Annotated in this window: 22 protein-coding genes; 11 read left to right on the forward strand and 11 right to left on the reverse strand. The window is 61.1% G+C overall.

The genetic code is table 11. From position 1 onward, the window contains the following. Positions 1 to 11 precede the first annotated feature (11 nt). The 4 genes from L6D89_RS20715 to L6D89_RS20730 form a co-directional block, all read right to left on the reverse strand. Positions 12 to 1,310 carry an acyl-CoA dehydrogenase family protein gene (locus L6D89_RS20715; RefSeq protein ID WP_236201018.1) on the reverse strand — a complete coding sequence of 433 codons (1,299 nt, stop codon included), beginning with the start codon at positions 1,308 to 1,310 and terminating at the stop codon, positions 12 to 14. 44 nt (positions 1,311 to 1,354) lie between these two features. Then, positions 1,355 to 2,422: a phosphotransferase family protein gene (locus L6D89_RS20720; protein ID WP_236201019.1), complete on the reverse strand. Its 1,068-nt coding sequence runs from the start codon at positions 2,420 to 2,422 to the stop codon at positions 1,355 to 1,357. 107 nt (positions 2,423 to 2,529) lie between these two features. Beyond that, positions 2,530 to 3,045, reverse strand: coding sequence for a MarR family winged helix-turn-helix transcriptional regulator (locus L6D89_RS20725; protein ID WP_236201020.1), 516 nt, complete (start codon positions 3,043 to 3,045; stop codon positions 2,530 to 2,532). A 201-nt stretch (positions 3,046 to 3,246) separates the two neighbouring features. Further along, on the reverse strand, positions 3,247 to 3,984 hold the full coding sequence (locus tag L6D89_RS20730; RefSeq protein WP_196912377.1) for an SDR family NAD(P)-dependent oxidoreductase: 738 nt from the start codon (positions 3,982 to 3,984) through the stop codon (positions 3,247 to 3,249). 215 nt (positions 3,985 to 4,199) lie between these two features. On the opposite strand from L6D89_RS20730, the gene L6D89_RS20735 reads away from it, so the two are divergent. Continuing rightward, positions 4,200 to 5,399 (forward strand): amidohydrolase family protein, encoded by a 1,200-nt coding sequence (locus L6D89_RS20735; protein ID WP_196912379.1) that lies wholly within the window; start codon positions 4,200 to 4,202, stop codon positions 5,397 to 5,399. A 120-nt stretch (positions 5,400 to 5,519) separates the two neighbouring features. Here L6D89_RS20735 and L6D89_RS20740 read toward each other — a convergent pair whose 3' ends face one another. Further along, the gene (locus L6D89_RS20740) at positions 5,520 to 7,547 is read right to left on the reverse strand and encodes a methyl-accepting chemotaxis protein (protein ID WP_236201021.1); all 2,028 of its coding nucleotides are present in this window, start codon (positions 7,545 to 7,547) and stop codon (positions 5,520 to 5,522) included. Positions 7,548 to 7,618: 71 nt separating this feature from the next. After that, complete coding sequence (locus L6D89_RS20745) at positions 7,619 to 9,202, reverse strand: MFS transporter (RefSeq protein ID WP_236201022.1); 1,584 nt, start codon at positions 9,200 to 9,202, stop codon at positions 7,619 to 7,621. 249 nt (positions 9,203 to 9,451) lie between these two features. On the opposite strand from L6D89_RS20745, the gene L6D89_RS20750 reads away from it, so the two are divergent. The 5 genes from L6D89_RS20750 to L6D89_RS20770 are packed head-to-tail and all read left to right on the forward strand — an operon-like array spanning position 9,452 to position 14,082. Continuing rightward, the gene (locus L6D89_RS20750) at positions 9,452 to 9,820 is read left to right on the forward strand and encodes a Zn-ribbon domain-containing OB-fold protein (protein WP_196912384.1); all 369 of its coding nucleotides are present in this window, start codon (positions 9,452 to 9,454) and stop codon (positions 9,818 to 9,820) included. A 9-nt stretch (positions 9,821 to 9,829) separates the two neighbouring features. After that, positions 9,830 to 10,615, forward strand: coding sequence for an SDR family NAD(P)-dependent oxidoreductase (locus tag L6D89_RS20755; protein WP_196912386.1), 786 nt, complete (start codon positions 9,830 to 9,832; stop codon positions 10,613 to 10,615). Between the two features lie 2 nt (positions 10,616 to 10,617). Next, a complete protein-coding gene (locus L6D89_RS20760; protein WP_236201023.1) occupies positions 10,618 to 11,865 on the forward strand; it encodes a CaiB/BaiF CoA transferase family protein in 1,248 nt (415 codons plus the stop codon). Positions 11,866 to 11,875: 10 nt separating this feature from the next. Beyond that, positions 11,876 to 13,036 (forward strand): acyl-CoA dehydrogenase family protein, encoded by a 1,161-nt coding sequence (locus tag L6D89_RS20765; protein WP_236201024.1) that lies wholly within the window; start codon positions 11,876 to 11,878, stop codon positions 13,034 to 13,036. A gap of 26 nt (positions 13,037 to 13,062) precedes the next feature. After that, positions 13,063 to 14,082 (forward strand): acyl-CoA dehydrogenase family protein, encoded by a 1,020-nt coding sequence (locus tag L6D89_RS20770; protein ID WP_236201025.1) that lies wholly within the window; start codon positions 13,063 to 13,065, stop codon positions 14,080 to 14,082. A gap of 132 nt (positions 14,083 to 14,214) precedes the next feature. Here the strand turns inward: L6D89_RS20770 and folX are convergent, their stop codons facing one another. The 4 genes from folX to L6D89_RS20790 form a co-directional block, all read right to left on the reverse strand. Next, positions 14,215 to 14,586 carry a dihydroneopterin triphosphate 2'-epimerase gene (gene folX / locus L6D89_RS20775; RefSeq protein ID WP_236201026.1) on the reverse strand — a complete coding sequence of 124 codons (372 nt, stop codon included), beginning with the start codon at positions 14,584 to 14,586 and terminating at the stop codon, positions 14,215 to 14,217. 1 nt (position 14,587) lies between these two features. Then, positions 14,588 to 15,136, reverse strand: coding sequence for a GTP cyclohydrolase I FolE (folE, locus tag L6D89_RS20780; RefSeq protein WP_373874977.1), 549 nt, complete (start codon positions 15,134 to 15,136; stop codon positions 14,588 to 14,590). Positions 15,137 to 15,203: 67 nt separating this feature from the next. Next, complete coding sequence (locus tag L6D89_RS20785) at positions 15,204 to 16,391, reverse strand: thiolase C-terminal domain-containing protein (RefSeq protein ID WP_236201027.1); 1,188 nt, start codon at positions 16,389 to 16,391, stop codon at positions 15,204 to 15,206. 62 nt (positions 16,392 to 16,453) lie between these two features. After that, positions 16,454 to 17,317, reverse strand: coding sequence for an SDR family NAD(P)-dependent oxidoreductase (locus L6D89_RS20790; RefSeq protein WP_196912396.1), 864 nt, complete (start codon positions 17,315 to 17,317; stop codon positions 16,454 to 16,456). Between the two features lie 231 nt (positions 17,318 to 17,548). Here L6D89_RS20790 and L6D89_RS20795 point away from each other — a divergent pair, with 231 nt between their 5' ends. From L6D89_RS20795 to L6D89_RS20805, 3 genes are all read left to right on the forward strand, one after another. Then, positions 17,549 to 18,418 (forward strand): MaoC/PaaZ C-terminal domain-containing protein, encoded by an 870-nt coding sequence (locus L6D89_RS20795; RefSeq protein WP_236201028.1) that lies wholly within the window; start codon positions 17,549 to 17,551, stop codon positions 18,416 to 18,418. A 20-nt stretch (positions 18,419 to 18,438) separates the two neighbouring features. Beyond that, a complete protein-coding gene (locus L6D89_RS20800) occupies positions 18,439 to 19,239 on the forward strand; it encodes an enoyl-CoA hydratase (protein ID WP_196912399.1) in 801 nt (266 codons plus the stop codon). Positions 19,240 to 19,309: 70 nt separating this feature from the next. Further along, the gene (locus L6D89_RS20805; RefSeq protein ID WP_236201029.1) at positions 19,310 to 20,158 is read left to right on the forward strand and encodes an FAS1-like dehydratase domain-containing protein; all 849 of its coding nucleotides are present in this window, start codon (positions 19,310 to 19,312) and stop codon (positions 20,156 to 20,158) included. On the opposite strand, the gene L6D89_RS20810 is transcribed toward L6D89_RS20805, so the two are convergent. Beyond that, entirely contained in the window at positions 20,155 to 20,898 is a 744-nt protein-coding gene (locus L6D89_RS20810) for a TetR/AcrR family transcriptional regulator (protein WP_236201030.1), read from the reverse strand. The genes L6D89_RS20805 and L6D89_RS20810 overlap by 4 nt on opposite strands. A 626-nt stretch (positions 20,899 to 21,524) precedes the next feature. Between L6D89_RS20810 and L6D89_RS20815 the strand changes: the two genes are divergently transcribed. Together L6D89_RS20815 and L6D89_RS20820 are read left to right on the forward strand one after the other, a co-directional pair. Further along, the gene (locus L6D89_RS20815) at positions 21,525 to 22,427 is read left to right on the forward strand and encodes an SDR family NAD(P)-dependent oxidoreductase (RefSeq protein ID WP_236201031.1); all 903 of its coding nucleotides are present in this window, start codon (positions 21,525 to 21,527) and stop codon (positions 22,425 to 22,427) included. Between the two features lie 40 nt (positions 22,428 to 22,467). Further along, positions 22,468 to 22,941 carry a MaoC family dehydratase gene (locus L6D89_RS20820; protein ID WP_024764200.1) on the forward strand — a complete coding sequence of 158 codons (474 nt, stop codon included), beginning with the start codon at positions 22,468 to 22,470 and terminating at the stop codon, positions 22,939 to 22,941. Positions 22,942 to 22,973 lie beyond the last annotated feature (32 nt).

Below are 22,973 nucleotides of genomic sequence, written 5' to 3' on the forward strand. Positions count from 1 at the left end.
GTATCCGTGGCTCAGCCGTCGAGAATGTGGGCGTAGCGATCACGAGCGGCAGCAATCTTTGGCGGTAGATGCTCGCTGGGGAACAACCCTGCGGCGGGTTTGTACTTGCGCAGCAGTTCACGGGCCACAGTGACCTGGTGGACTTCGGTCGGGCCGTCAGCCAGGCCCATGGTCGGCACGCTGTTCCACATGTAGGCCAGAGGCGTCTCGAAGGTCGCGCCTAGAGAGCCGTGCAGGTGGATGGCCCGCCGCACCACCTCGTAGTACAGCTTGGCCATCGCCACCTTGACCATGGCGATATGGCTGCGCGCCTGACGTGGATCGCCGTGGCTTCCATCGATGATCCAGGCGGTCTTGAGGACCAGTAGTCGGAACTGTTCCAGCTCGATCTGGGTATCGGCGAGCATGGCTTGCACCGTGCCCTTCTCGGCCAGCTGCGTGCCCTGGGTATAACGGCTGAGCGCGCGCTCACACATCATGTCCAGGGCTCGCTGGCATTGCCCAACGGTACGCATGGCGTGATGGATGCGCCCGCCTCCCAGGCGTGCCTGAGCCACGGCGAAACCGCCGCCCAACTCGCCAAGCATATGATCCAGCGGCACCCGCACATTGTCGTAACGCAGGTAGCCCTCGGTGGCTTCATCCATCTCCAGGCGCTCGCCCATGTGCGGCACGTTGCGGATGATTTCCAGCCCTGGGGTTTCCCGCGGCACGATGAACATCGACATGCGTCGCTGGATCGGTGCATCGGGATCAGTCACCGCCAGCACCAGGATGAACTCCGCATAGCGCGCATTGGAGGAGTACCACTTCTCGCCGCTGATCAGCCAATGATCGCCATCGCGCACGGCGCGAGTGGTGAACACTTTGGGATCGGCGCCGCCCTGAGGTTCGGTCATGGAGAAGCACGAGACGATATCGCCATCGAGCAGCGGCTGCAGGTAACGAGCCTTCTGCTCAGTCGTGCCGAACATGGCGAGGATCTCGGCATTACCGGTATCTGGTGCAGCGGTGCCGAACACCGTCGGCGCCCACAGTGAACGCCCCAGGCGCTCGTTCATCAACGCCAGCTTGAGCTGGCCGTAGCCCTCCCCACCAAGGTGCGGGTCGAGATGGCAAGCCCAGAGTTTCTGCTGGCGGACCTTCTCCTGCAGCGGTTTAAGGATGGCCCGCGACTTCGCATGGCGTGTGTTGTAAACCACGCTCACCGAGGGATAGAGCACATCCAACGGCTCCACTTCTTCGACCAGAAAGCGGTCGATCCAGTCCAGCTTGGCCTGAAACTCAGGGTCGGTCGAAAAGCCCCACATCGTGTCGTTCTCCGTCTGTTCGGGATGCCTTACGCGAAGCGGCTTCAGGCCGCAGCGATCAATTGGTCGGCCTTGGCCATCAGCCAGGTGGCGTAATCGTGCAGGTAGGCGCCCATTTCCCTTGGCGCCTTGCCGATCAGCGAGCGGGCGTAGGTGCCCTCGAGCAGGCAGGCGAGCTTGTAGCAGGCGAGCACGAAGAACCACGGCATTGCACCCATGTCGCGGCCACTGAGCTCGCCGTACAGGGAAATCAGCTCGGCACGGCTCATAAAACCGCTCCAGGGCTCAACTACTGGCTTGCTGCCTGCGCCGCCAACCTCGGGATCACCAGGCTCGCGCCAGGAGGTGAGCACCCAGGCCAGGTCCAGCAAGGGATCGCCGAGTGTTGATAGCTCCCAGTCAATCAGCCCGGAAATACGCGGCGTCTGCAACGAAAACATGACGTTGGGCCACTGAAAGTCACCATGGATGATGCCGATGCGACGGTCCTGGGGCAGGTTATCGGTCAGCCAGCGACCGACCCGGTCGACGTTGACCAGGGAGTTCCCGCCGTAGCCGGGGGTATCTCGATAACTGTCGAGCTGGGAACGCCAGCGCTCAACCTGGCGACCGTGCCAATTGTCCGGCCGGCCGAAATCGATGAGCCCAAGAGTCTGGTGGTCAAGACGGCCCAGGGCGGCGGCAGCGCGAACGAACTCTTCGCCCATCTGCTGGCGCCAACTGGCATCGGTGGCGTAGCGCCCCTGCAACGGTCCGGCGGGAGAGAAGCCTTCCAGTGGCGCCATGACAAAGAAATTGACGCCGAGGACTTCGGGATCTGCACAGGCAGCCAGCAGGGCTGGATGCGGCACTTCGCTGCCAGCCAGCGCTTTAAGGACCCGAGCCTCGCGCAACATGGTTTCGTTGCTGTTACTGCGCAAGTGGCGTGGCGGCCGGCGCAGTACGAAGCTGGCCTCACCGCGCCGCATCAGGAACAGGTTGTTTTGCGATCCGCCGGTCAGTTGGCGAACCTCGCTGACCGGACCACTACCGGGTAGGCCAGCGGTTTCGATCCACGGCCCCAGCGTGCGCCAGTCGAGCAGGCCGTCGAAGTCAGGAAGTGTGCTGGTCATCGGGGGCTGCCCCCGCTCGATCCGTGCTTCATACCTGCCGACACGGATACGGCGGGGCTGGGGCATATTGGCAAATCGGCGACCATCTACAACCTCCCTCACATGGCTTATTGTTCGGCCGCCCCTCCTGCGGACGCTTGCTTGTCCTGCTCGAGGTTGCGGCGTATTTGCCTCAACACACTCAACGTCTGTTCCAACTCGACAGTCTCCAGGCCCCTGGAGATGCGCGCGGTCCACTGCGCACTCTCGCGGTTGGCCTGGGCATAGGCCTCCCGCCCCTTCTCGGTGGCAACCAGTAGCTTGGAAACCTTGTGGTGCGGGTTATCCGCGTAAACCACATGGCCGTCGTCAGCCAGTACATCAGCGACTCGCTGCACCGCTTGCCGGCTGTATCCCAGGCTACGCGCTATGCGAGCCACCGTCGGCGGCTCCGCCGCCAGCACCACTGACGCCAGCACGATGGTCTGTGCCGAGCTACCCAGTGCACCGGGCTTGCTCGCGCTCATCACCCGCCCATGCAGACGCAGGATTTCATCCACCAGCTCAGCCAGGCAGGCGCCCTGCTCGCTGTGCACCGAATGGTCGAAGGTGTTCTCCGACCCCTTCCCGGACGTCTTCTTCAAACTATGACACCCCTATTCCACTTTGACAATATATTGTCACTATAGCTCATCAAGATTTCCCCCAATCCATTCTCAGCGAACCAGCAGCACGGTATGTGCTGGGCGGCGTCCGGGCAACCGTTGCCGCATCCACCAGGCAGAAACGACAAAGCCCGGCGAACCGGGACCTGTCTGGGTAAAGCAGTTATCCAAGAATAGCGCTCAGAGCCCATTCGCCATGTAGCCACCATCGGCTGCCAGCACCGTACCGGTGACGAAGGATGCTGCTGGCGAAACCAGGAATAGAATGCACGCGGCAATTTCCTCCGGGCGCGCCCAACGCCCCAATGGTGTACGCGCCAAGACCCGGGCGTTGCGCTCAGAAGCGTGCTCCTGAATGCCGCGGGTCATCGGCGTGTCAGTCCAGCCTGGGGCAACCCCGTTGACCCGTACACCATCCTTGCCCCAAGCCACGGCGAGGCTGCGAGTCAGCTGAGCCACCCCCCCCTTGCTGACCGCATAGGCCGGCGCAGTCGGGCTGCCGAAGAAGCTCATCACCGAGCAGAGGTTAACGATGCTCCCGCCGCTGCGCGCGAGCATCTCTCGAGCCGCATAGCAGCAACGCATGCTGCCGTTAAGGTTGATCTCCAGCGTCTGCAGGAAACCCTCCTCCTCAAACTCGGCAGCACCGCGACCGATACCTGCGGAGTTGACCAGGATATCCAGGCCATCGAACGCTTGGAAATAGCGGGTCACCGCCGCGGAGTCGCGCACATCCAGCAGAGCGAACGACACGCTCGCCAGACGGGCGTCATCTCGGCAGGCACGAATCTCCGCTTCAGTTACCCCGGTTGCCCACACCTGGCAGTTCGCCTCCAGCAGAGCCGAAACCGTTGCCAGACCGATACCACTGCTACCACCCACCACCACTGCTTTCTTACCGCTCAGGTCCATGCCCATCTGTCAGTCCTCTCCTCAGGCATCCGCGTGGAACTTGTTCCACTAGGAAAAATAATCAGCAATCAGCTAACACCGCTTCAACAGGAGGGCTTTCAATCTGATGAAGGCGGCATTGATCCTGGTCAATAACCGCACCATATGTGAGTGTTGACCACGACAAATAACTAACATAGAGTCAGCTTTACTTACAAACCCCGACCACAAAAGAGGTCAGCATGCGCAACGTCAATTACCCGATCTATGATGTCGACCGGCACTTCTATGAACCGCCGGAAGCCTTCCTGACCCACCTGCCGAAGGAGTTCCGCAAGGAGTTCCAATACGTGCAGGTCAATGGCCGCACCAAGCTGGCTGTCGGCGGTGTTCTCAGCGACTACATCCCCAACCCGACCTTCGATGTGGTCGCCGCACCAGGCTCCCACGAGAAGTGGTATCGCGGAGATAACCCCGAAGGCCTGTCTCTGCGGGAAGTCGGCGGCGAACCGATCCCCTCTGACCCGGCCTTCTTCGATGGAGAAGCGCACCTGAAGGTGATGGACGAGCAGAAAATCCACGCTGGTCTGTTCATCCCCACCCTGGCGTCGGTCATCGAGGAGCGCCTGGCTGACAAACCACAAGTCATCGCCGCACTGATGCACTCATCCAACCGCTGGCTCGCCGAAGGCTGTGGCTTCGCCCGCGAAAACCGGCTGTTCCCGGTCCCCATGGTCAACTTGTACGATGTTGATCGTGCAGTCGAAGAGCTGGAATTCGTGCTCAAGAGCGGTGCACGCGTGGTGGGCATCCGTCCGGCTCCCGTAGCTGGTACCAAGAATCCACTGGAAGGGCGCGCTCCCGGTCACCCCGAGTTCGACCCCTTCTGGGCCCGGGTCAACGAAGCGAAGATCTTCGTCATGCTGCACGTCTCCGACTCTGGCTACGACAAGGTCAATCGCTGGTGGACTGCCGGCGGCAAGGGCGAATTCCGTCCGTTCGAGAAGGAACCTTTCGGTGAAGTCCTGGATTGGATGGGGCGCGCCATCTCCGACACCTTGGCGTCGCTGGTGTGCCATGGCGTGTTCGACCGCTTCCCCGATGTTCGTGTAGCGTCGCTGGAAAACGGCAGTAACTGGCTGGAGCCCCTGCTCGAACGTCTGGCGCTCAACTACAAGAAGATGCCCAAGGCCTTCAAGCAGGACCCAGTGGCCAGCTTCAAGAAACACGTGTTCATCTCGCCCTTCTACGAAGACCCAGTACTGCGCATCTGCGAAGTAATGGGCGACAACCGAGTGCTGTTCGGCAGCGACTGGCCGCATCCAGAAGGCCTCAGCCATCCTTGGGACTTCTTCAAAGACATCGAAGACCTCAGCGATGCCCAGGCACAGCGGGTGATGAGCACTAACCTGAAAGGTCTGCTGGAGGGCGTGCGCGACTGATTCAGATCCCACCGCGCACATCAAGGGCATGGAGCGATCCATGCCCTTTTTGTTGGCCCAACCTATCCATCACCTGGCAACCACGCCAGCGCTATCAGCGCAGCGACAGCGCTTTAACCATCAGTACTGGAAGGTGTTGATCACTTGGCGCAATTGGCCAACCTGACCGTGCAACTCCTCACTGGCGCGCTCTGCGAGTTCGGCACCTTGCGCTGTTTGCTCGCTGGCCTGGCTGATCTCCACCAGGTTACGGTCGATATCCACTGAGACCGATGTCTGCTGCTCCGCCGACGAAGCGATCTGCTGACTCTGCTCGACGATGGTACCGATGGCGCCGAGAATGCGCTCCAGCACTTCCTGCACATCCCCCGCCTGGCTAGCAGTGCTGCCGGCGATCTGGTGGCTCTCCCCCATCGACCTGACTGTCGCTGCGACACGACTGCGCAGACTGCCAATCATCTGTTCGATTTCCGCGGTGGAGTTGCGTGTGCGCACCGCCAGCGTCCGCACTTCGTCCGCCACGACCGCGAAGCCTCGTCCCTGCTCACCAGCCCGCGCCGCCTCGATAGCAGCATTCAAGGCCAGCAGGTTAGTCTGGTCGGCAATGTTCTTGATCACATCCAACACCTGGCCTATCGCGTCGCTGTCCTGGGCCAGTTCGTGGATCACCCCCATGGACTTGTCGATTTCACCCGCCAGCACCTGGATGTTCTCGACCTGCTGGCGAACCATCCCGCTGCCGCGTACCGTTTCGTCATTGGCACTGCGCGCGCAATCAACGGCAGCCACAGCACTGCGGGCAACCTCCTGGGCACTGGCCGATAGCTGATTCATGGCTGTCGCTACCAACTCCAGCTGCCCCCGCTGGTCAGTCACCGCCCGCGAGCTTTCGGCGGAAGCGCTTTGCACGCGCTCGGTCTGGGTCCCCACCTGGGAAGCCACGACGCTGACCCGGCGCACCAGATCCTGGATCTGCCCGATGCTGACATTGAATACCCGTCCCAGCTCAGCCAGCTCATCGCGCCCCTGCACACTGAGCTGCGCGGTCATGTCACCCGCCGCCACCTTGGCCAACGCCACTCCCAGACCTGCGATCATCGATCGGGTGCTGGCATAAAACGCCAAGTACAAATAGATAATCGCGCTGAATACCGTGACCAGCACCAGCAACAAGACCAGAGTCTGCCGACCAGCCAGCCGGACCCTGGCCTGCAGATCTTCCTGCAGGAGATTGAAGGCCTGCTCCTGCAACTGCTGGCCTGCGTCACCCAGACGCGTGATTTCGTCGAAAAAACCAGTCCAACGGCTATCTAGCTCGGCTCCATCGAGCAGCCGCTGATCTACCAGGCTGCGGGCCTGAGCCAGGCTGTCGAGACTGCGCTTGGCAGATTCCTGCAATGACTCCTGGCCGCGCGCGGCCAGCACCAGGTCGTCCAGTTTGAGCGAGTATTCGGCACTGAACTGACCGAGGTCGACCACCGCCGTGTCGAGACTGACGCTGTCGTTGGACCCGACGAAGCCCTGCCCCAGAGCAGCCGAGCCCGGCCCACGGACGGCGCTCAGCAGACGCTGCAAGGTCGGCATGCTGACACTGAGCAAATCGCCAGCCTGACGCACGAGCGCCTGGTCATCCTTATTCAATCCCACAAGACCGACGCTGTAGACCAGAAACAACTCGCTACGCTTGGCCAATTGCCCAGCCAGCTCCATCTTTGGCGCTGCCCCGGGAGTCGTGCCAAGACGCTCAACGCTTTGCAGCAGCTCATCACGTTTGCGCTGAAAATCGCTGCGCTGCAGAGCATCACCACCCTGCCAAGCGAGTGCTTTGACCAGTGCCAGGGCTTCCCGCTCTCCGGCCCGGATACGCTGGTCGATGTCGCTGTTCTTTTCTACCTGGCTGACCCGCAGGCGCACCAGGCTCAAATCTTTCAACTGGTCAAGCTGACGGTGCAAAGCCGCGGCCCGCTGAAGAAACGGCAGGCTATCGAGTAACTGCCTGGCATCACTCCAACGCTGATGACTGTCGCGAACCAGGTAGTAGTTGGTCGCCACCAGCGGCACCAGGAAGAGCACGCAGATCAACCCGAACTTCTTGCCGAAGCTCAGGCGATTCATCAGCAGGATTCCAGGCTTGAGTATCTCCTTCATGGGCAACTCCTTGTTCTTGTTGTTATGAATGGCCGGCAATCCGGCTGCAGCAGGGGCGCGGCTGCAGCGAGTTAGCTCGCCGCGGCCTCGCTGATGTAGTGCGAGACAGTGGGCGGTTGCTCTCCGCAATGCAGGTCACGCACTCGCGCCTCTGCCTCGCGGTCGGCCATGGTGGTTCGCGCCTGATGGCGCAAGTAATCGGACCAGGAGTCGACGATGAAGCGCTCCATGTACCAGGCAGGACGCTCCAGCTCCCGGTAGACCCGCCAAAACCCGGCGCCATCACGCCGCCGCTGGATACCCATGACCTGGATGCGCCGCAGGAACTCTTCGCGATCCTCCGGCCGCACCTGGTAGGCGATCTGTACCGCTACCGGGCCCTCCGATGGTTCAAGATGCGCGAAGGAGAAAAGTGGAAGTTCACCTGTCGAAGGAGTGACCTCGGACTCTTCGCCCAAACGCGCTTGATAGCGCTGCATCACCCACAGCGAAAGCAACGTGACCGCCGCCGCCAGCATTAGCGCCACGCGCGTGCCGAAGTGACTCGCCACCGCGCCCCAAGCTGCGCCACCGATGGCCAGGGCCCCCTGAAATACCAGCATATAGATGGCCACTGAGCGGGCACGGATCCACGGCGGAACAGCCGACTGGATCGCCACTAGGTTGCTGGTGCCGATACACATCCAGCCGATGCCGGCGATGAACAGAGCCGTGCACTGCAGCCATGCCAGATGGGTCTGCGCAACCACGAACATTCCCAGTGCATAGACCACACACGCAAAGGCAATCATCCGGTTGAGCTCCAGACGGGCACGCAGCACCGGCAGAATCAGGGCTCCAAACATGGTCCCGGCACCGATGCTCCCCAGTAGCAAGCCATAACCTCCAGCGCCACCTGAGTCACGGGCGACCACTGCCAACAGCGCCCAGAGCGCGCTGGCCGCGCTGACGAAGGCGATAGTCCGCAGGCACTGGCCGCGAATAACCGACGAGTGCCGGGCGTAACGCAGCGCACTGCGCAGGCCGCTCCACAGGGACTCCACCGGCAACGTCGAGCCATCCGCGGGGCGCCGCATACACGCCACCACCAGCAACGATCCACACAGCAGCACTGTGCAAACGATGAAGACACTCACCACCCCGGATACCGCCACCACCCCACCGGCCAACGCAGGCCCCACCGCTCGCGCAACGCTATAGGAAACGGAAGACAAAGCCATCGCCGACGCCATGAAGGCTCGCGGTACGGACTCAGCCTGGGTGGTGTACCAGGCGGGCCCCTGCAGGGCGAAACCGATACCAAAGGCGAAGGTTAGTCCCAGCAACGCCCAAGGCCCGACGACCCCAGCCGCACAGACGCCGACGAGGGTAACTGAGGCAAAAAGCATTCCAGCATGCGTGACCAGCAGATAGCGCTGTCGATTGAAGATGTCGGCGAATACCCCTCCCGGTAAGCCGAAGAAGAACGACGGCAGGCTGATCGCAGTCTGCACCAGCGCCACCAGCATCGGCGAAGTGGTCAGCGACACCATCAGCCAGGCCGCACCGACGTTCTGCATCCAGATTGCCAAGTTCATTGCCAGCGCGCCGAGCCATAGCCATCGAAAGGCAGGAAAGCGCAATGGCGCCCATAGCGAACCCGAGTTGTCGTTCATTGGCATCTCTTCATGGCTGTCCTTTCCCGCGCCCTGAGCTGAAGCAACAGCCCTGCCATTCCCGGCCGGGGCGCGCTTGACTGGGCAGGCGAATGCACGCATATTAAAAACTAACGATATGCCAGTTTTGCAATTGAACCTTCAACAGTCAATTGAAATCATGGCAATGAACCGCTCAATTACTGACCCTTAAACAGTTATAGAGCGTCAGCCGAATCATTCCGACAGCAGCGGAGACGCGGAAGCGCCATGACTCCACGCCCAGACCTCGACTTCCAGGACTTCCTCCATCAGGGACGCTTCATGCTTCAGCGCAGCCGCGCCAGCGGTCGGCATTTCTTCTACCCACGAGTGCTGGAACCCGGCACTGGCTGTACCGACCTCGAGTGGGTCGAGGCCAGTGGTCTGGGCTGCGTCTACGCACTGACCGTTGTGCGTCCCAAGCCACCCGCCGAGCCCTACAACGTTGCTCTCATCGACCTCGATGAAGGCCCTCGGATGATGAGCCGTGTCGAAGGCCTACCAGCCGATCAGGTCAGCATCGGCCTACGGGTCAAGGCGCGCATCGTCGCGGAAGGCGAGCAGCACTTCGTCATTTTCGATCCCCACAGCAACTAGGCGAACAGCATGACCGACAGCATCAGGAACCCGATGTCCCTAGCGGGACGCAGCATCATCATCACCGGCGCCGGACAGGGTATCGGCCTGGGCATCGCGCGATTGGTCATCGAACTGGGTGGCAACGTGGCAGCGGTCGACCTCAATGAGGAGGCCCTGAAGAGCGCAGCGGCGGAGCTCGGAGAAAGTTACCTGCCGCTGGTCGGTAGCGTGGCCGACGCGCCATTCGTCGAGCGAGCAGTGGCCGCCGCTGTAGAGCGCTTCGGAGCGGTCCATGGCCTGGTCAACAACGCCGGAATCGGCCGCCCGGCGATGATCGAGAAAATGACCCTGGAGCAGTGGCAACTGGTGATGGACGTCCACCTTACCGGTTCGTTCCTCTTCACCCAGGCGGTGGGCCGCCATCTGATCGAGCGCGCCAAGGGCGGTGATAGCGCTCCGGGTTCCGTTGTGTTCATTTCCTCCGATGCCGGACGTCGCGGCAGCCTCGGACAGATCAACTACTCAGCAGCCAAATCAGGGATGTTCGGCATGGCCATGACCGCTGCTCGCGAATGGGCGAAGTACGGCGTGCGCTCAAATGCCGTTTGCTTCGGCATGGTGGAGACCGCCATGACTGAGAAGGTGCGCACCGATCCTCGCTTCCTCGACACCTACCTGCAGCAGATCGCTCTCGGCCGCTTCGCCTCGCCCGAAGAAGTGTCGGTTCCCGTGTGCTTCCTGTTATCCGAAGGTGCCTCGTACATCACCGGGCAGGTCCTTTCCGTCAATGGCGGCTACACCATCGCGGTATGAACATGAATAACACCAACTCGCAGAACCAGGCAGAAGTGCTCAGCGGCATCCGCATTCTTGACATGACCCGAGTGATAGCCGGCCCCTATGCCGGGCAAATCCTCGCCGACATGGGCGCGGAAGTCATCAAGATCGAGCGCCAGGGCGAAGGTGACGACATTCGCCGCATCGGCCCGCCCTGGATCAAGGGTACGGAGGGCCAGCCACATCAGGAGTCGACCTATAGCCAGGCCGCCAACCGCAATAAGCGTTCGCTTACCGTTGACTTCGCGCAACCCGAAGGCGCCGAACTGATCCGTCAGCTGGTCGCCAATTGCGACGTGCTCCTTGAAAATTACCGAACCGGCACCCTCGCCCGCTACGGGCTGGGCTACGAAGAACTTCGCGCAATCAACCCGCGGCTTGTCTATTGCTCGATCACGGGCTTCGGCCAGACCGGCCCCTACGCCAACCGCTCTGGCTACGACTACCTGATCCAAGCCATGGCCGGTGTCATGTCTGTAACTGGCCACCGTGACGGCGAAGTCGGCGACGGCCCAATGCGCGTGGGCGTACCCGTGGCCGATATCTGTGCTGGTCTGTATGCAGCGATCGGCGTGCTTGGCGCACTCAACCACCGCCAACAGAGCAATTGCGGTCAACACATCGACGTATCGCTGTTCGATGCGCAGATGGCGACACTGCTGAACACATTCTCGGCATGGTTCAACGGCGGCAAGGAACTCGGGCGTACGGGTAACGACCATCCCAGTGCATCACCTTACGGCGTCTATGCGGTGGATGACGGCTACATACTGGTCGCCACTTTCAATGACCGTGAGTTCGTGCGCCTGGCGAAAGCCGTCGGGCGGGAGGACTGGATTGAGGATCCGCGCTTCGCCAAGAACGGAGCACGAGTGGCCAATCGTAAGGAACTTTCACAGCAGCTTACCGAAGCCCTGCGCGGTCGCACCAAAGCGCAATGGATCGAGCACCTGAACGCCAACACAGTCTCTTGCGGGCCAATCAACGGCATGTCCGATCTGGAGACCGACCCGCATGTGATCGATCGAGGGATGATCGTCACCCAGCAACATCCACTCAACGGCAGTGTGCGCAGTGCCGCAAGCCCGCTGCGCTTCTCCGCCACTCCAGTGCAGTACAAGCTGCCGCCGCCGGCCATTGGTGAACATACTGACATCGTGCTGCGCGACTGGCTTGGCCTCTCGCCGGAGCGAATCGACGATCTGCGCCAGCGCAACGTGATCTGAGGGACTAACCGTGACAGCTGCCTTCAATTTCAAACCCCTGGAAATACCCGCTGCGCTAGAGCCGCTGCGCCAGGAAGTTCGCGGTTTCCTCACCGAGGCGTCGCGCCACTGGTCGGGCTGGAAGGTCGGTCACTCCTGGACCGGCTTCGACCGCGAGTTCAGCCGCGAGGTTGGCGCCCGCGGCTGGATCGGCATGACCTGGCCGAAGGCCTATGGCGGCCATGAGCGCTCGGGACTGGAACGCTACGTCGTGGTCGAGGAAATGCTTGCCGTTGGTGCACCATTAGGTGCGCACTGGTTCGGCGACCGCCAGAGCGGCCCTCTGCTATTGCGCCTGGGAAGCACCGCACAGCGTGAACGCTTCCTGCCACTGATCGCTCGCGGCGAAGCGTCGTTCTGCATCGGTCTGAGCGAGCCGGACTCCGGCTCCGATCTGGCCTCTCTGCGCTCGCGGGCCACCCGCGTAGATGGCGGTTGGCGCCTGAGCGGCCGCAAAGTCTGGACCACAAATGCTCATCTCTGCGACTTCATGATTGGCCTGTTTCGTACCACCGCCCAGGCAGACGGCGAGAAACACAAAGGCCTGTCACAGTTCCTCATCGACATGCGCTCTTCAGGCATAGAAGTTCGCCCTATCCACGACCTCACCGGCGAAGCACACTTCAACGAAGTGACCTTCGATGATGTGTTTGTCGCCGACGACATGCTGGTGGGTCGCGAAGGCGACGGCTGGGCCCAGGCCAGCGCCGAGCTCGCCTTCGAACGCAGCCAACCGGATCGCTACATGAGCTGCTACCCACTGCTGCCGCTGACCATCGACGCCCTTCGCGCCGGACAGGCAACAGATCGTCTGGCCGCCCGCCGTATCGGCGAGGTGGTAGCGGAAATGACCGTGCTGCGTGAAATGTCCCTGTCAATTCTTGGGCAGCTTCAGGGCGGCCACTCCCCAGCCCGCGAAGCGGCACTGGTAAAATACCTCGGCAACCTGCTGGAACAACGCACGCCGGAGTTGGTACGCGAACTGCTGGACCTGCCGGCAACCATCCAGGCGAACGACAAGCTAAGCGAACTGCAAGGCTTCCTGGTGCAGACGGTGCCGACATTCTCCCTGCGCGGCGGCACCCGGGAAATTCTACGCGGCATCATCGCCAAGGGGCTCGGATTGAAATGAGCAGCATGGAAATGAATATCGAAGCAATGCTCACCGAGCAGGTCCAACGCCTGTTCAGCGACCGAATCGACCGTGACGCCTGGATCCACGCGGAGGAAGGCAGGCTTGATGCCAACCTGTGGCGTGAGGTGCAGGACATGGGCATCACCCTCGCCATGTGCCGCGAAGAACTCGGTGGCGCCGGCCTTGGCTGGGCTGCCAGTGAGGCAAGCTTGCGCCTGCTCGGAGCTCACGCCTGCCCTGCCCCGGTGGGAGAAGCTCTGCTCAGCGGTTGGTTGCTCGACCAAGCCGACCTGGAGGTTCCCCAGGGTATCCTCACGCTGTCCGATGCGGAATTCCGCCTGGACAGCAACGGCCGGCTGCACGGGACCGATTCGGCGCTGCCCTGGCTGCCGGTGGCCAGCCACGTCGTGCTTGGCGCGAAAAGAGGTAACGCTCGCTATCTCTGCCTGCTGTCTGCCGATCAAGGCCAGCGGGCCGTGATCGACACGTTGGACCGCCTACCCTGCGCACGCTACCAACTCGACGGCGTGCTGCCACTGCAGATGGTCCAGACTCCCACGCTCGGCGAACTCGGCCTGCGCCCCTACCTCGCAACGCTACGCAGCATCCAGATCGCTGGCGCGCTCAATCAAGTACTCGATCTCTGCGTCGAGTACGCCAATACCCGTATTCAGTTCGGCAAGCCGATCGGCAAATTCCAGGCAATTCAGCAAATGATCGCCGAACTCGCAGCTCAGGCCGCCGCCGCCCAAGTGGCCGGGCTCTATGCTGCACGGCAGATCGATGCTGGCAACTCGGAGCAGGGAGCCGCCGTAGCCAAGAGTCTGGTCGGTCGCTCGGCGACTCGAGCAGCCGCCATCGCCCATCAGGTCTTCGGCGCCATTGGAGTAACCGACGAGCACAGTCTGCACTACTACACCCGCCGCCTGTGGCAATGGCGCGCGGATGCGGGCAGCGAGCACTGGTGGTCGGAACGCCTCGGCCAGCAAACTCTGCAAAGCGAAGGTGCGAACCTGTGGACACGAATCACGGCAACGCTTTAACGCCCTGAGGCACTGCAACGAAAAGGCCAGGCGATTTGCCTGGCCTTTTCGTTGCTCGTAACTTAATAGCTACCTGTTGTAGAACACGCACGAATGCCAGACGCGCATCTTTGCGACGTGGCCACCCTTGCCTCAACGACAGCGGGACAAGGTGATTGAGACCGAGTCGGAAAAGCGCAGTGCATGAGGTTTGTCCACCTCGACTTCTGCGAAGCCCACCACCCGGTTCTGCATCAGCAGCTCGAGAAGTTCCTCAGTCAAGCGTTCGAGTAGTGCGAAACGATTTTCCTCAACATGGCGGATAACCGCCTTGGTAACAGTCCGGTAGTTCAAGGCGTGCTCGATCTGGTTGATCCGGACAGCCGCTTCAGCCGGATATTCGATTACCAGGTTGATCACGACGTCCTGGCGGTTGCGAACCTCGTCCTCGTTGATTCCGATGAACGTGCGCAAGCGCAGATTCTTGACGCGGATACGAGCCATGCTCGGTTGCACTGAAGACATACTAGCGACTCCGCCCGAGCAGCTGGAGAAACTCCTGGCGCGTATTGGCTGACTCGCGGAATGCACCCAGCATCACCGAAGTACTCATCACGGAATTCTGTTTCTCCACACCCCGCATCATCATGCACATGTGCTGGGCTTCGATCACCACTGCCACGCCCGCTGCGCCGGTTACCTGCTGAATCGCCTCGGCGACCTGCCGGGTAAGATTTTCCTGGATCTGCAGGCGACGGGCGAACATGTCGACGATCCGAGCTACCTTGGACAATCCCAATACGCGCCCGGTCGGTATATAGGCAACATGGGCCTTGCCGATGAAGGGCAGCAAGTGGTGCTCACAGAGCGAGTACAGCTCGATTTCGCGGACAATCACCATCTCATCGTTGTCCGACTCGAACAGCGCACCGTTGACCACTTCATCCAGGGTCTTGCCATAGCCGTTGCACAGGAACTGCATGGCCTTTGCGGCTCGCTGAGGCGTATCCCGCAGGCCTTCGCGGCTCGGATCCTCGCCCACACCAAGGAGAATTTCCCGATATTGCCGGGACATCGACTCGCTCATTAATGATTCACCCTTACCAATCGTCCGCCCGACCGCAGCCGGGCGGACGGGATCTTCAGATACGCTTGAGCACAGTCACCACACAGGCGCCGCCGAGTCCGATGTTGTGCTGCACGCCAATGCGTGCATCGGCAACCTGACGATCACCGGCAAGGCCACGCAGGTGCCAGGCTACTTCGGTGATCTGCGCCAAACCGGTGGCGCCCAACGGATGCCCCTTGGAGAGCAGACCGCCGGAAGGGTTGGTAACCACTTTGCCGCCATAGGTGTTCTGCCCATCCATCACGAACTGCTCGGCACCGCCTTCAGCACATAGCCCGAGGCTTTCATAACAGAGCACTTCGTTGGGCGAGAAGCAGTCATGCAACTCGACTAGATCGATGTCCTGCGCACCAATACCTGCTTGCTCATAGGCCTGATGTGCTGCGGTACGGGTCATACCAGCTCCGACCACTTCAATCATGCTGCCGGACTCAAAGCTGGCCGGCGAGTCGGTAGCCATACCCATGCCGGCGATCTCCACGCAGTTCTGCAGACCGTGCTTGCGCGCGAAAGCCTCCGAGACCACCACCGCCGCCGCTGCGCCACAGGTCGGAGGGCAGCACATCAGGCGGGTGACTGGACCAAAGATGCGAGGCGACTCCATCACCTGCTCCAGGGTCAGCGGTTCAGTGAACAGCGCATAGGGGTTGCGCAGGGCATGGCTGCGAGCCTTGACCGACACGCGGCCGAATAGCTCTGCGGAAACTCCGTACTTCTCCATGTACTCGGCACCTGCACCACCGAAGTACTGCGGACCGCTCGGTGCCTGGTCGTCCCAGCCGCGAATCCGCCGGGTGGCCTCATCGATGCGCACAGTAATCGGCGTGCGTGCTGCCGCATCGCTGCCAGCGAGCGCACCCGGGTTCATTTGTTCGAAACCGACCGCCAGGGCCACATCGACGGCGCCGCTCTGCACCGCCTGGCGGGCCAGAAACAGCGCCGTAGAGCCACTGGCGCAGGCGTTGTTGACATTGATCACCGGAATGCTGGTGAGGCCCACTCGATACAGCGCTGTCTGACCGGAGCAAGTATCACCAGATACGAAACCGGCATAGGCTTGCTGCACCTGGGAGTACTCGATCCCTGCATCGGTCAACGCACGGACCACCGCATCGGCCCCCATTACGTCGTACATCTCGCTCTTGCCAGGCTTGGTGAACTTGACCATGCCCACACCGGCGACCAAAACCTTGTTGCTCATATTGATCTCCCTCGGGACAGCATCGCCGCCCCGGCATTGCTGTTGGTTTGCCTGCGGGCGCCTTACTTGGCGAAATCCATGATGGTCAGCGCCGCCTCGGCGCGGAAAACCTGCTCTTCGGACGCAGCCAGTTTCCGTGCGTCAAAACTGGAGTCGATGCCGCCGCCCCTAATGCCTTCTGCCGAAACCAGCTTAAGCTCGCGCACACTTTGCCCCGAGGCGAACAGGCAATGGCCTGTCCGTTTGCCGGATAGTTCGCTGACCATATAGAGCACGACCTCCGCCACGAACTCGGGAGCCATTTGCGCTTTGGTCGCCTCATCCATCAGTGGCGCGGTGAGCGCTGACACGGCAGCCGGTGCCAAGGTCCAGACACGAATGCCGAACTTCGCTCCCTCGATGGCCAGCACATTGGACAGCCCCCAAGCACCGCACTTTGCGGCGGCATAGTTGGACTGGCCGAAATTGCCCACAAGGCCGGAGGTCGAGGAAGTATTGACGATGACCCCGCCACCGTTTTCCTTCATCCAGGCGAATACCGGCTGGGTTACTGCGTACATGCTTTTCAGGTTGACCTTGAGTACCGCGTCCCAGTCGCCCTCCTCCAGTTTGAGGAAGGACTTGTCACGCAGGATGCCGGCATTGTTGATCAGGATGTCGGCCCGGCCGAACTCGCCGAGGGCGGTATCCAGCAGCGACCTTCCTCCTTCTGTAGTGGAAATATCTTGAGTGTGAGCAATCGCCCGACCACCCGCGGTGCGGATCTCTGCCACCACACTTTCAGCAGTGAAATTGCCCTGTTCGTCTCGCCCAAGATCATTCACCACTACCGCAGCGCCCTCACGGGCCAGGAGGTGCGCGTGGGCAGCGCCCAGACCACGTCCGGCGCCAGTGATGATTGCGACTTTGCCATCCAATAGAGCCATTGCCCGTCTCCCAGATTCTTATTGATTGATTGATGCGCTCTGCCGCTGTCCAGGCCTCAGCGAGGGCTGTCTTGATTACGGCAACAACTGATATGCCATCAGGAAAGTGTCAAGGATCAACCAAAATACCTTTTCCTTATGGGCATACTACATGATGTAACTGACTGTTTGACAGTTTTCAAGCAAAGAGCAATGCTAGGAGAAAATAAAAGCCCGACCAAGGAGCCCGACGTGCCACTGGACTACCACCGCATCAAGAACTGGCCCATAAAAGAAGGCAGACAGACCTACAGCGCGCGGGACACCATCCTCTACGCGTTGGGCGTCGGCGCAGCCACAAGCAATCCCCTGCCAGAGGAAGACCTGCAGTTCGTCTATGAGAAGGGCCTGAAAGCGCTGCCAAGCATGGCGACGATCATGGCCAGCGGAGAGTTCTGGCTGGACCACCCGGAAGCCGGCATCGACTTGACCAAGGTCCTGCACGGCGAGCAATTCCTGCGTATTCATAAGCCGCTGCCGGCCCACGGAACCCTGATCGGCCGCGACAGCGTCGATGAGATTTTCGACAAGGGTGCTGACAAGGGCGCAGTGATGTACATGTCAAGGCGCATCTATGACGCTGAGACTGAGGAACTACTGGCAACTTCCACCTGGTCGACCTTCATGCGCGGCAATGGTGGTTTCGGCGGCACCGCCGAAGGCCAACCAAAGCCACACGCGCTACCCGAGGATCGCCCTTTTGATCTCAGCGTCGAACTCGCCAGCCGCCCTGAGCAGGCAACGATCTACAGACTCTCGGGTGACCTCAATCCGCTGCACATCGACCCGAAGTTCGCTGCTCGCGCCGGTTTCGACAAGCCAATCCTGCATGGCATGAGCAGCTACGGCATGGCCGGCCGCGCCATCGTAAAACTGCTCTGTAACAACGATCCCCACCGTCTGCGTGCGCTCAACCTTCGCTTCGCCGCCCCGATGTATCCCGGCGAGACGTTGCGCGTCGAGGTATGGCTGGAAGGTCAAGGCAAGGCAGGTTTCCGCGCCCGCGCCGTAGAACGCGACGTGCTCATTCTCAACAACGGTTACGCCGAATTCGACGCGTGACCCCTGCGAGGTAAAACAAGATGGATTATTCGGAAATCACCTACGAAGTCCTCGGTGCCGTTGCGAGGATCTGCCATAACCGCCCCAACCAGGCCAACGCCGAAACCGAAAACCTGCTGGCCGAGCTGGACCATGCCCTTGACCGTGCCAAGCATGACGACAACATCCGCGTACTGATCATCGGCGCCAACGGCAAGCACTTCTCCGCCGGCCATGACCTCATGGATGGCATGGAGAAACGCGGTGCCTACTCACCCGAAGAGCACTGGCTGTGGGAAAGCGAACACTACCTGGGCAACGCTCTGCGCATCTGGGACTTCCCTAAGCCGACCATCGCCCAAGTCCAGGGCGCGTGCATCGCCGGCGGCTTCATGGTGGCAAACATGTGCGACATGCTGATCGCTTCCGAGGATGCCTTCTTCAGCGACCCGGTTGCCCATAGCCTGGCTGCGGCCTCGGTTGAAGCCCTGGTACACCCGTGGGTAATGGGCACTCGCAAGGCCAAGGAGTTTCTCTTCACTGGCCAGCGGCTGCCAGCCGCCGAAGCCAAGGAATGGGGCATGGTCAACCACGTCGTGCCGCGCGCAGAGCTCGAAGCCTTCACTCTCGAACTGGCGAACCGCATCGCCGCTGCGCCGCCCATCGGCATTCGCATGCTCAAGCGCTCGATCAACCGCTCCGCCGACATCGCTGGCTTCCGCAACTCGCTGATGGCGCACTTCGACACGCACATTCTCAGCACCTCTACCAAGGAACACTTCGCTGTCGCTGCTGCCGGCATGCGCGCCTCGATGGAGGCCGCCAAGAAGGCGCAATCCTGAGTCGCGCACCAACCGGGCGCTGGTTCAGACCGGCGCCCGCCCCACCATCTTCCAGACAAGGGAGCTCGCCGTGAGCCTCGACTACCAGCGCCTGATGGACTGGCCATTCCCTGTAATGACCCGCCACTACAGTGCGGCCGACTGTATCGCCTACGCCCGTGGTTTTGGCGCAGGGTCCTCGGCTGATTGGGCAGAGATCGATTCCCCCTACCTGCACGCCAACGGCGACCTGGTCGCTCTGCCGATGTCCGCCGTCGCCCTGGCCGATGGCGAGTTCTGGCAGCAGGATCCGCGCACCGGTATCGCCTGGCAGCAGATCGTCCACGCCCAGGAAACCCTTCGAATGCATCGCCCCCTGGCCAGTGAAGGCACACTGGTAATCACCCAGAAAATCGACGAGATCTATGATCGCGGCGCCGAGCGCGGCGCGATGATGCTGCAGAGCCTGCACCTCAATACCCCAGAGGGTGAGGCTGTAGCCAGCATCGAAGTAACCACTGTACTACGCGGCAATGGCGGCTTCGGCGGCAAGCCCCAGGACACACCGCGCCCCACCCCGCTACCGGAGCGGCCGGCCGATGCCAGCCTGGAGATCGCTACGCCGAGGGAACCGGACAGCCTGTTCCGCCTGTCGGCGGAGATAGCCGTCGCCGCCCAAACCGAGGGAAAACAGCAATCTGTGCTGCGTGGATTGGGTTGTTTCGGTTTGGCCGGCCGGGGCGTGCTACGGATGGTCTGCGACAACGATGCGCCACGCCTACGCAGCCTGTCGGTACGTTACGCCGGACCGATGCTGAGCGGCGAAACCATGCGCATCGAACTCTGGCACAGCGAACCGGGTCTCGCCCTCTTCCGAATGCACGCCATCGAGCGCGACAAACCGGTGCTGAGTCACGGCGTCATCGAGTACGTGGCTTAGGCCTTCTCGACGGCTGGCTGCTCGCCAGCCGCCTCCTTGGCTTTACTCGCACGAGGCTTACGGACCTTTGGCGCCTCGGCTTTCTCTGCCACGGGAGGCACAACAGCGCCCTGCTGAAGGGTCTGCACTACCATTCGAGCGATTGCAGCGTTGATCCGCTTTGCCCCAAGGCCTCGCTCCATTACCACGGGGTCGGTGGCCGCGAGTCGCTCCATGGCGGCCTGGAGCACAGTGGCTTCTGCATAGGCGTCGCTCTTTTTCCGACTGCCAATAGCGGGGTTAACCGAGAGAATCAACTTGGCGAAACGCTCGATGAAGGGGATGTAGGTGTTCATCCGAAGCTCCTCGAAACGCGGATCGCCTCGGTCGGCTTCCAGGTTCCTATACCGCAATACTTCGCGATGTCGGCTCCAGACGCCATTCAGCGCCTCGATCAAACGCAATGCCTCCTCCTCGAACTTCGCGGGATCCCAGGGCCCCTCCAGCAAAGCGGCGACATTCGCCATATCCTCCCCGGCGACCAGACCGAGTGAATAGAGCACATCCTGCACATCGTCAAAGTACATGTAGAAGCTTGCCGACGAGGTTCCAGCAGCCTTGGCAATAGCAACTGCAGTGATATCCACCAGCGGATGGGTGTAAAGCAACCGACGAGTAGCTGCCATCAATCGCTGACGAGTCTCCAGCCCCTTACGCCCCAGGACCTGGCCCTGCTTGTTCATGCTGACTTCATAAGCCATAGCTTCGTCCTAATAGTTCCAAGAAATCGAAAAGATCATGGCGCCGCCGCACTGCACGCTGCCCCAGCAGTGCTCGATACGTTCGACAGTGGGCCGATTAATCACCGCATAGCTCTAGTGCGCCATTCGCCCGTTCGCGATCTCGCCGTTGCCAAGTGGACAACTCGAATAGTCCATCGATCGGACTGCCGCCTTGGACTTCTCTCTTCGGAACCCAGACAGGCAACCGACAATGCCTCTAAGCCTGCAGCCTTCGCGAACCAACACCCTTGAGTGTCATAGAGCCGTTCGCGTGCCCTCTCTGCGAAGGATCGTCAACAAGTGCGCCGCACGTCGCTCTGAAGCTCTCCCCAGCGCGCCGCAAAGGTACATCACGATGCTCGGGACGCATCTCTTTCGCCGCGATAATAAACAGAATAACAGCTATTGCCTGAACCTATAGCAACATCCGACACATTTCAAGAACGGGCACAAGCAGGAGTATCTAAGCGATTTTCAATATCCTCGAGTAACGAAAATAAACCCAGCCTCACTCGATAACTGACACTCTTACAGTTACCATGCTAGCATCGGCCATCCAGAACGACGCCTGCGTCGTGCAGCAATAGCTCATCAAAGGAGGCAGCATGCCGAACATGGTTGCAGATAAAGTGGTTGTGATTACCGGCGCCGGAAGCGGCATCGGGCGCGAGTTCGCCCTCGCCTTCGCGGCCGAAGGTGCACGCGTAGTAGTCAATGACCTAGGTCGCAATGAGAGCGGCGGCAGCGCCGCCGAAGCGGTCGTCGAGGAAATCCGTGCGGCCGGTGGTGAGGCTGTCGCAAGCGTCGAGAGCGTCGCTGAGTGGGACTCAGCTCACCGCATCGTCGAGACGGCCCTGGACAACTTCGGACAGGTGGATTGCGTCATCAACAATGCTGGCATTGTTCGGGATCGCTTTTTTTTCAACATGACGCAAGAAGAATGGCAGGCCGTGGTCGGCGTGCATCTCAATGGTTCATTCTTCGTCGCCAAGGCCGCAGCGCACCACTTCAAGACCCAAAACAGCGGCGCCTACATTCACATGACCTCCACCAGCGGCCTTATCGGTAACCCCGGCCAGGCCAACTATGCAGCAGCCAAGCTCGGAGTGGTTGGCCTGTCGAAAAGCATTGCGCTCGACATGGCGCGCTACAACGTACGCTCCAACTGCATCGCCCCCTGGGCCTGGACGGCAATGACCGCCTCAGTGCCCACCGATACTCCAGACGCCGCGGCTCGCATGGAGAAACTCAAGACTATGGAGCCTCGCAAGATCGCCCCATTGGCGGTTTACCTCGCCAGCGACGCAGGGGCCGGCGTTTCCGGACAGATATTTGGTGTGCGTGCCAACGAGATCTATCTGTTCTCCCAATCCCGGGTAATCCGTTCGGTCCATCGCAGCGACGGCTGGACGCCGGAGAGCATTGCCGAACACGCAATCCCGGCGATGCGCAGTTCCTTCTACGACAACATCCCTTCGCCACAGCTGACCACCTGGGATCCGATCTGAGCCGTCAGCCACGCACCCTCTCAAATCGAAGGAAAGCGCCATGAGCGAACTCGAAACCATCGGCACTGGCTTCCCGTGGGAAGACCTGCCAGTCGGCCGCCGCTTCAAGACCTACGGCCGCACCGTAACCGAAGCCGATATCGTCAATTTCATCTCCAGCACCGGCATGCTCGAAGTCCTGTTCACCAACGTCGAATTTCTCCATGACGCTGGCTTCTCCGGGCGCCTGGTTCCGGGTGGGCAGGTTTTCTGCTTCGCCGAAGGCTTGCTGTTCCAGACAGCCCTACAGGGCGTTGGCGTGGCGTTTCTGAACATGGAACTTGACATAAAGGGGCCGACCTTTGCAGGCGACACCCTGCACGTCGAGGTTGAGGTGATCGAATCGCGGCCGAGCAAAGGTAAACCGGGCATGGGCCTGGTGCGGACCCGAAACCGTGTGGTGAAGCAGGACGGCACGCTGGTGATGGAATACACCCCGCTGCGCCTGGTCAAGGGGCGCGCCAACCTGGCTTGAGCGACCGTAGTCTAATCAGTGGAAAGGCCCTG

Origin of the sequence: Pseudomonas pseudonitroreducens (genome assembly GCF_021603645.1) — a bacterium.
GTDB classification, from domain to species: domain Bacteria; phylum Pseudomonadota; class Gammaproteobacteria; order Pseudomonadales; family Pseudomonadaceae; genus Pseudomonas; species Pseudomonas pseudonitroreducens.

Excerpts from the sequence above, each read along its gene's own strand:
- L6D89_RS20715 (WP_236201018.1), bottom strand. The coding sequence starts at position 1,310 with ATGTGGGGCTTTTCGACCGACCCTGAGTTTCAGGCCAAGCTGGACTGG.
- L6D89_RS20720 (WP_236201019.1), bottom strand. The coding sequence starts at position 2,422 with ATGACCAGCACACTTCCTGACTTCGACGGCCTGCTCGACTGGCGCACG.
- L6D89_RS20730 (WP_196912377.1), bottom strand. The coding sequence starts at position 3,984 with ATGGGCATGGACCTGAGCGGTAAGAAAGCAGTGGTGGTGGGTGGTAGC.
- L6D89_RS20735 (WP_196912379.1), top strand. The coding sequence starts at position 4,200 with ATGCGCAACGTCAATTACCCGATCTATGATGTCGACCGGCACTTCTAT.
- L6D89_RS20740 (WP_236201021.1), bottom strand. The coding sequence starts at position 7,547 with ATGAAGGAGATACTCAAGCCTGGAATCCTGCTGATGAATCGCCTGAGC.
- L6D89_RS20745 (WP_236201022.1), bottom strand. The coding sequence starts at position 9,202 with ATGAACGACAACTCGGGTTCGCTATGGGCGCCATTGCGCTTTCCTGCC.
- L6D89_RS20750 (WP_196912384.1), top strand. The coding sequence starts at position 9,452 with ATGACTCCACGCCCAGACCTCGACTTCCAGGACTTCCTCCATCAGGGA.
- L6D89_RS20755 (WP_196912386.1), top strand. The coding sequence starts at position 9,830 with ATGACCGACAGCATCAGGAACCCGATGTCCCTAGCGGGACGCAGCATC.
- L6D89_RS20760 (WP_236201023.1), top strand. The coding sequence starts at position 10,618 with ATGAATAACACCAACTCGCAGAACCAGGCAGAAGTGCTCAGCGGCATC.
- L6D89_RS20770 (WP_236201025.1), top strand. The coding sequence starts at position 13,063 with ATGCTCACCGAGCAGGTCCAACGCCTGTTCAGCGACCGAATCGACCGT.
- folX (WP_236201026.1), bottom strand. The coding sequence starts at position 14,586 with ATGTCTTCAGTGCAACCGAGCATGGCTCGTATCCGCGTCAAGAATCTG.
- folE (WP_373874977.1), bottom strand. The coding sequence starts at position 15,136 with ATGTCCCGGCAATATCGGGAAATTCTCCTTGGTGTGGGCGAGGATCCG.
- L6D89_RS20785 (WP_236201027.1), bottom strand. The coding sequence starts at position 16,391 with ATGAGCAACAAGGTTTTGGTCGCCGGTGTGGGCATGGTCAAGTTCACC.
- L6D89_RS20790 (WP_196912396.1), bottom strand. The coding sequence starts at position 17,317 with ATGGCTCTATTGGATGGCAAAGTCGCAATCATCACTGGCGCCGGACGT.
- L6D89_RS20800 (WP_196912399.1), top strand. The coding sequence starts at position 18,439 with ATGGATTATTCGGAAATCACCTACGAAGTCCTCGGTGCCGTTGCGAGG.
- L6D89_RS20810 (WP_236201030.1), bottom strand. The coding sequence starts at position 20,898 with ATGGCTTATGAAGTCAGCATGAACAAGCAGGGCCAGGTCCTGGGGCGT.
- L6D89_RS20815 (WP_236201031.1), top strand. The coding sequence starts at position 21,525 with ATGCCGAACATGGTTGCAGATAAAGTGGTTGTGATTACCGGCGCCGGA.
- L6D89_RS20820 (WP_024764200.1), top strand. The coding sequence starts at position 22,468 with ATGAGCGAACTCGAAACCATCGGCACTGGCTTCCCGTGGGAAGACCTG.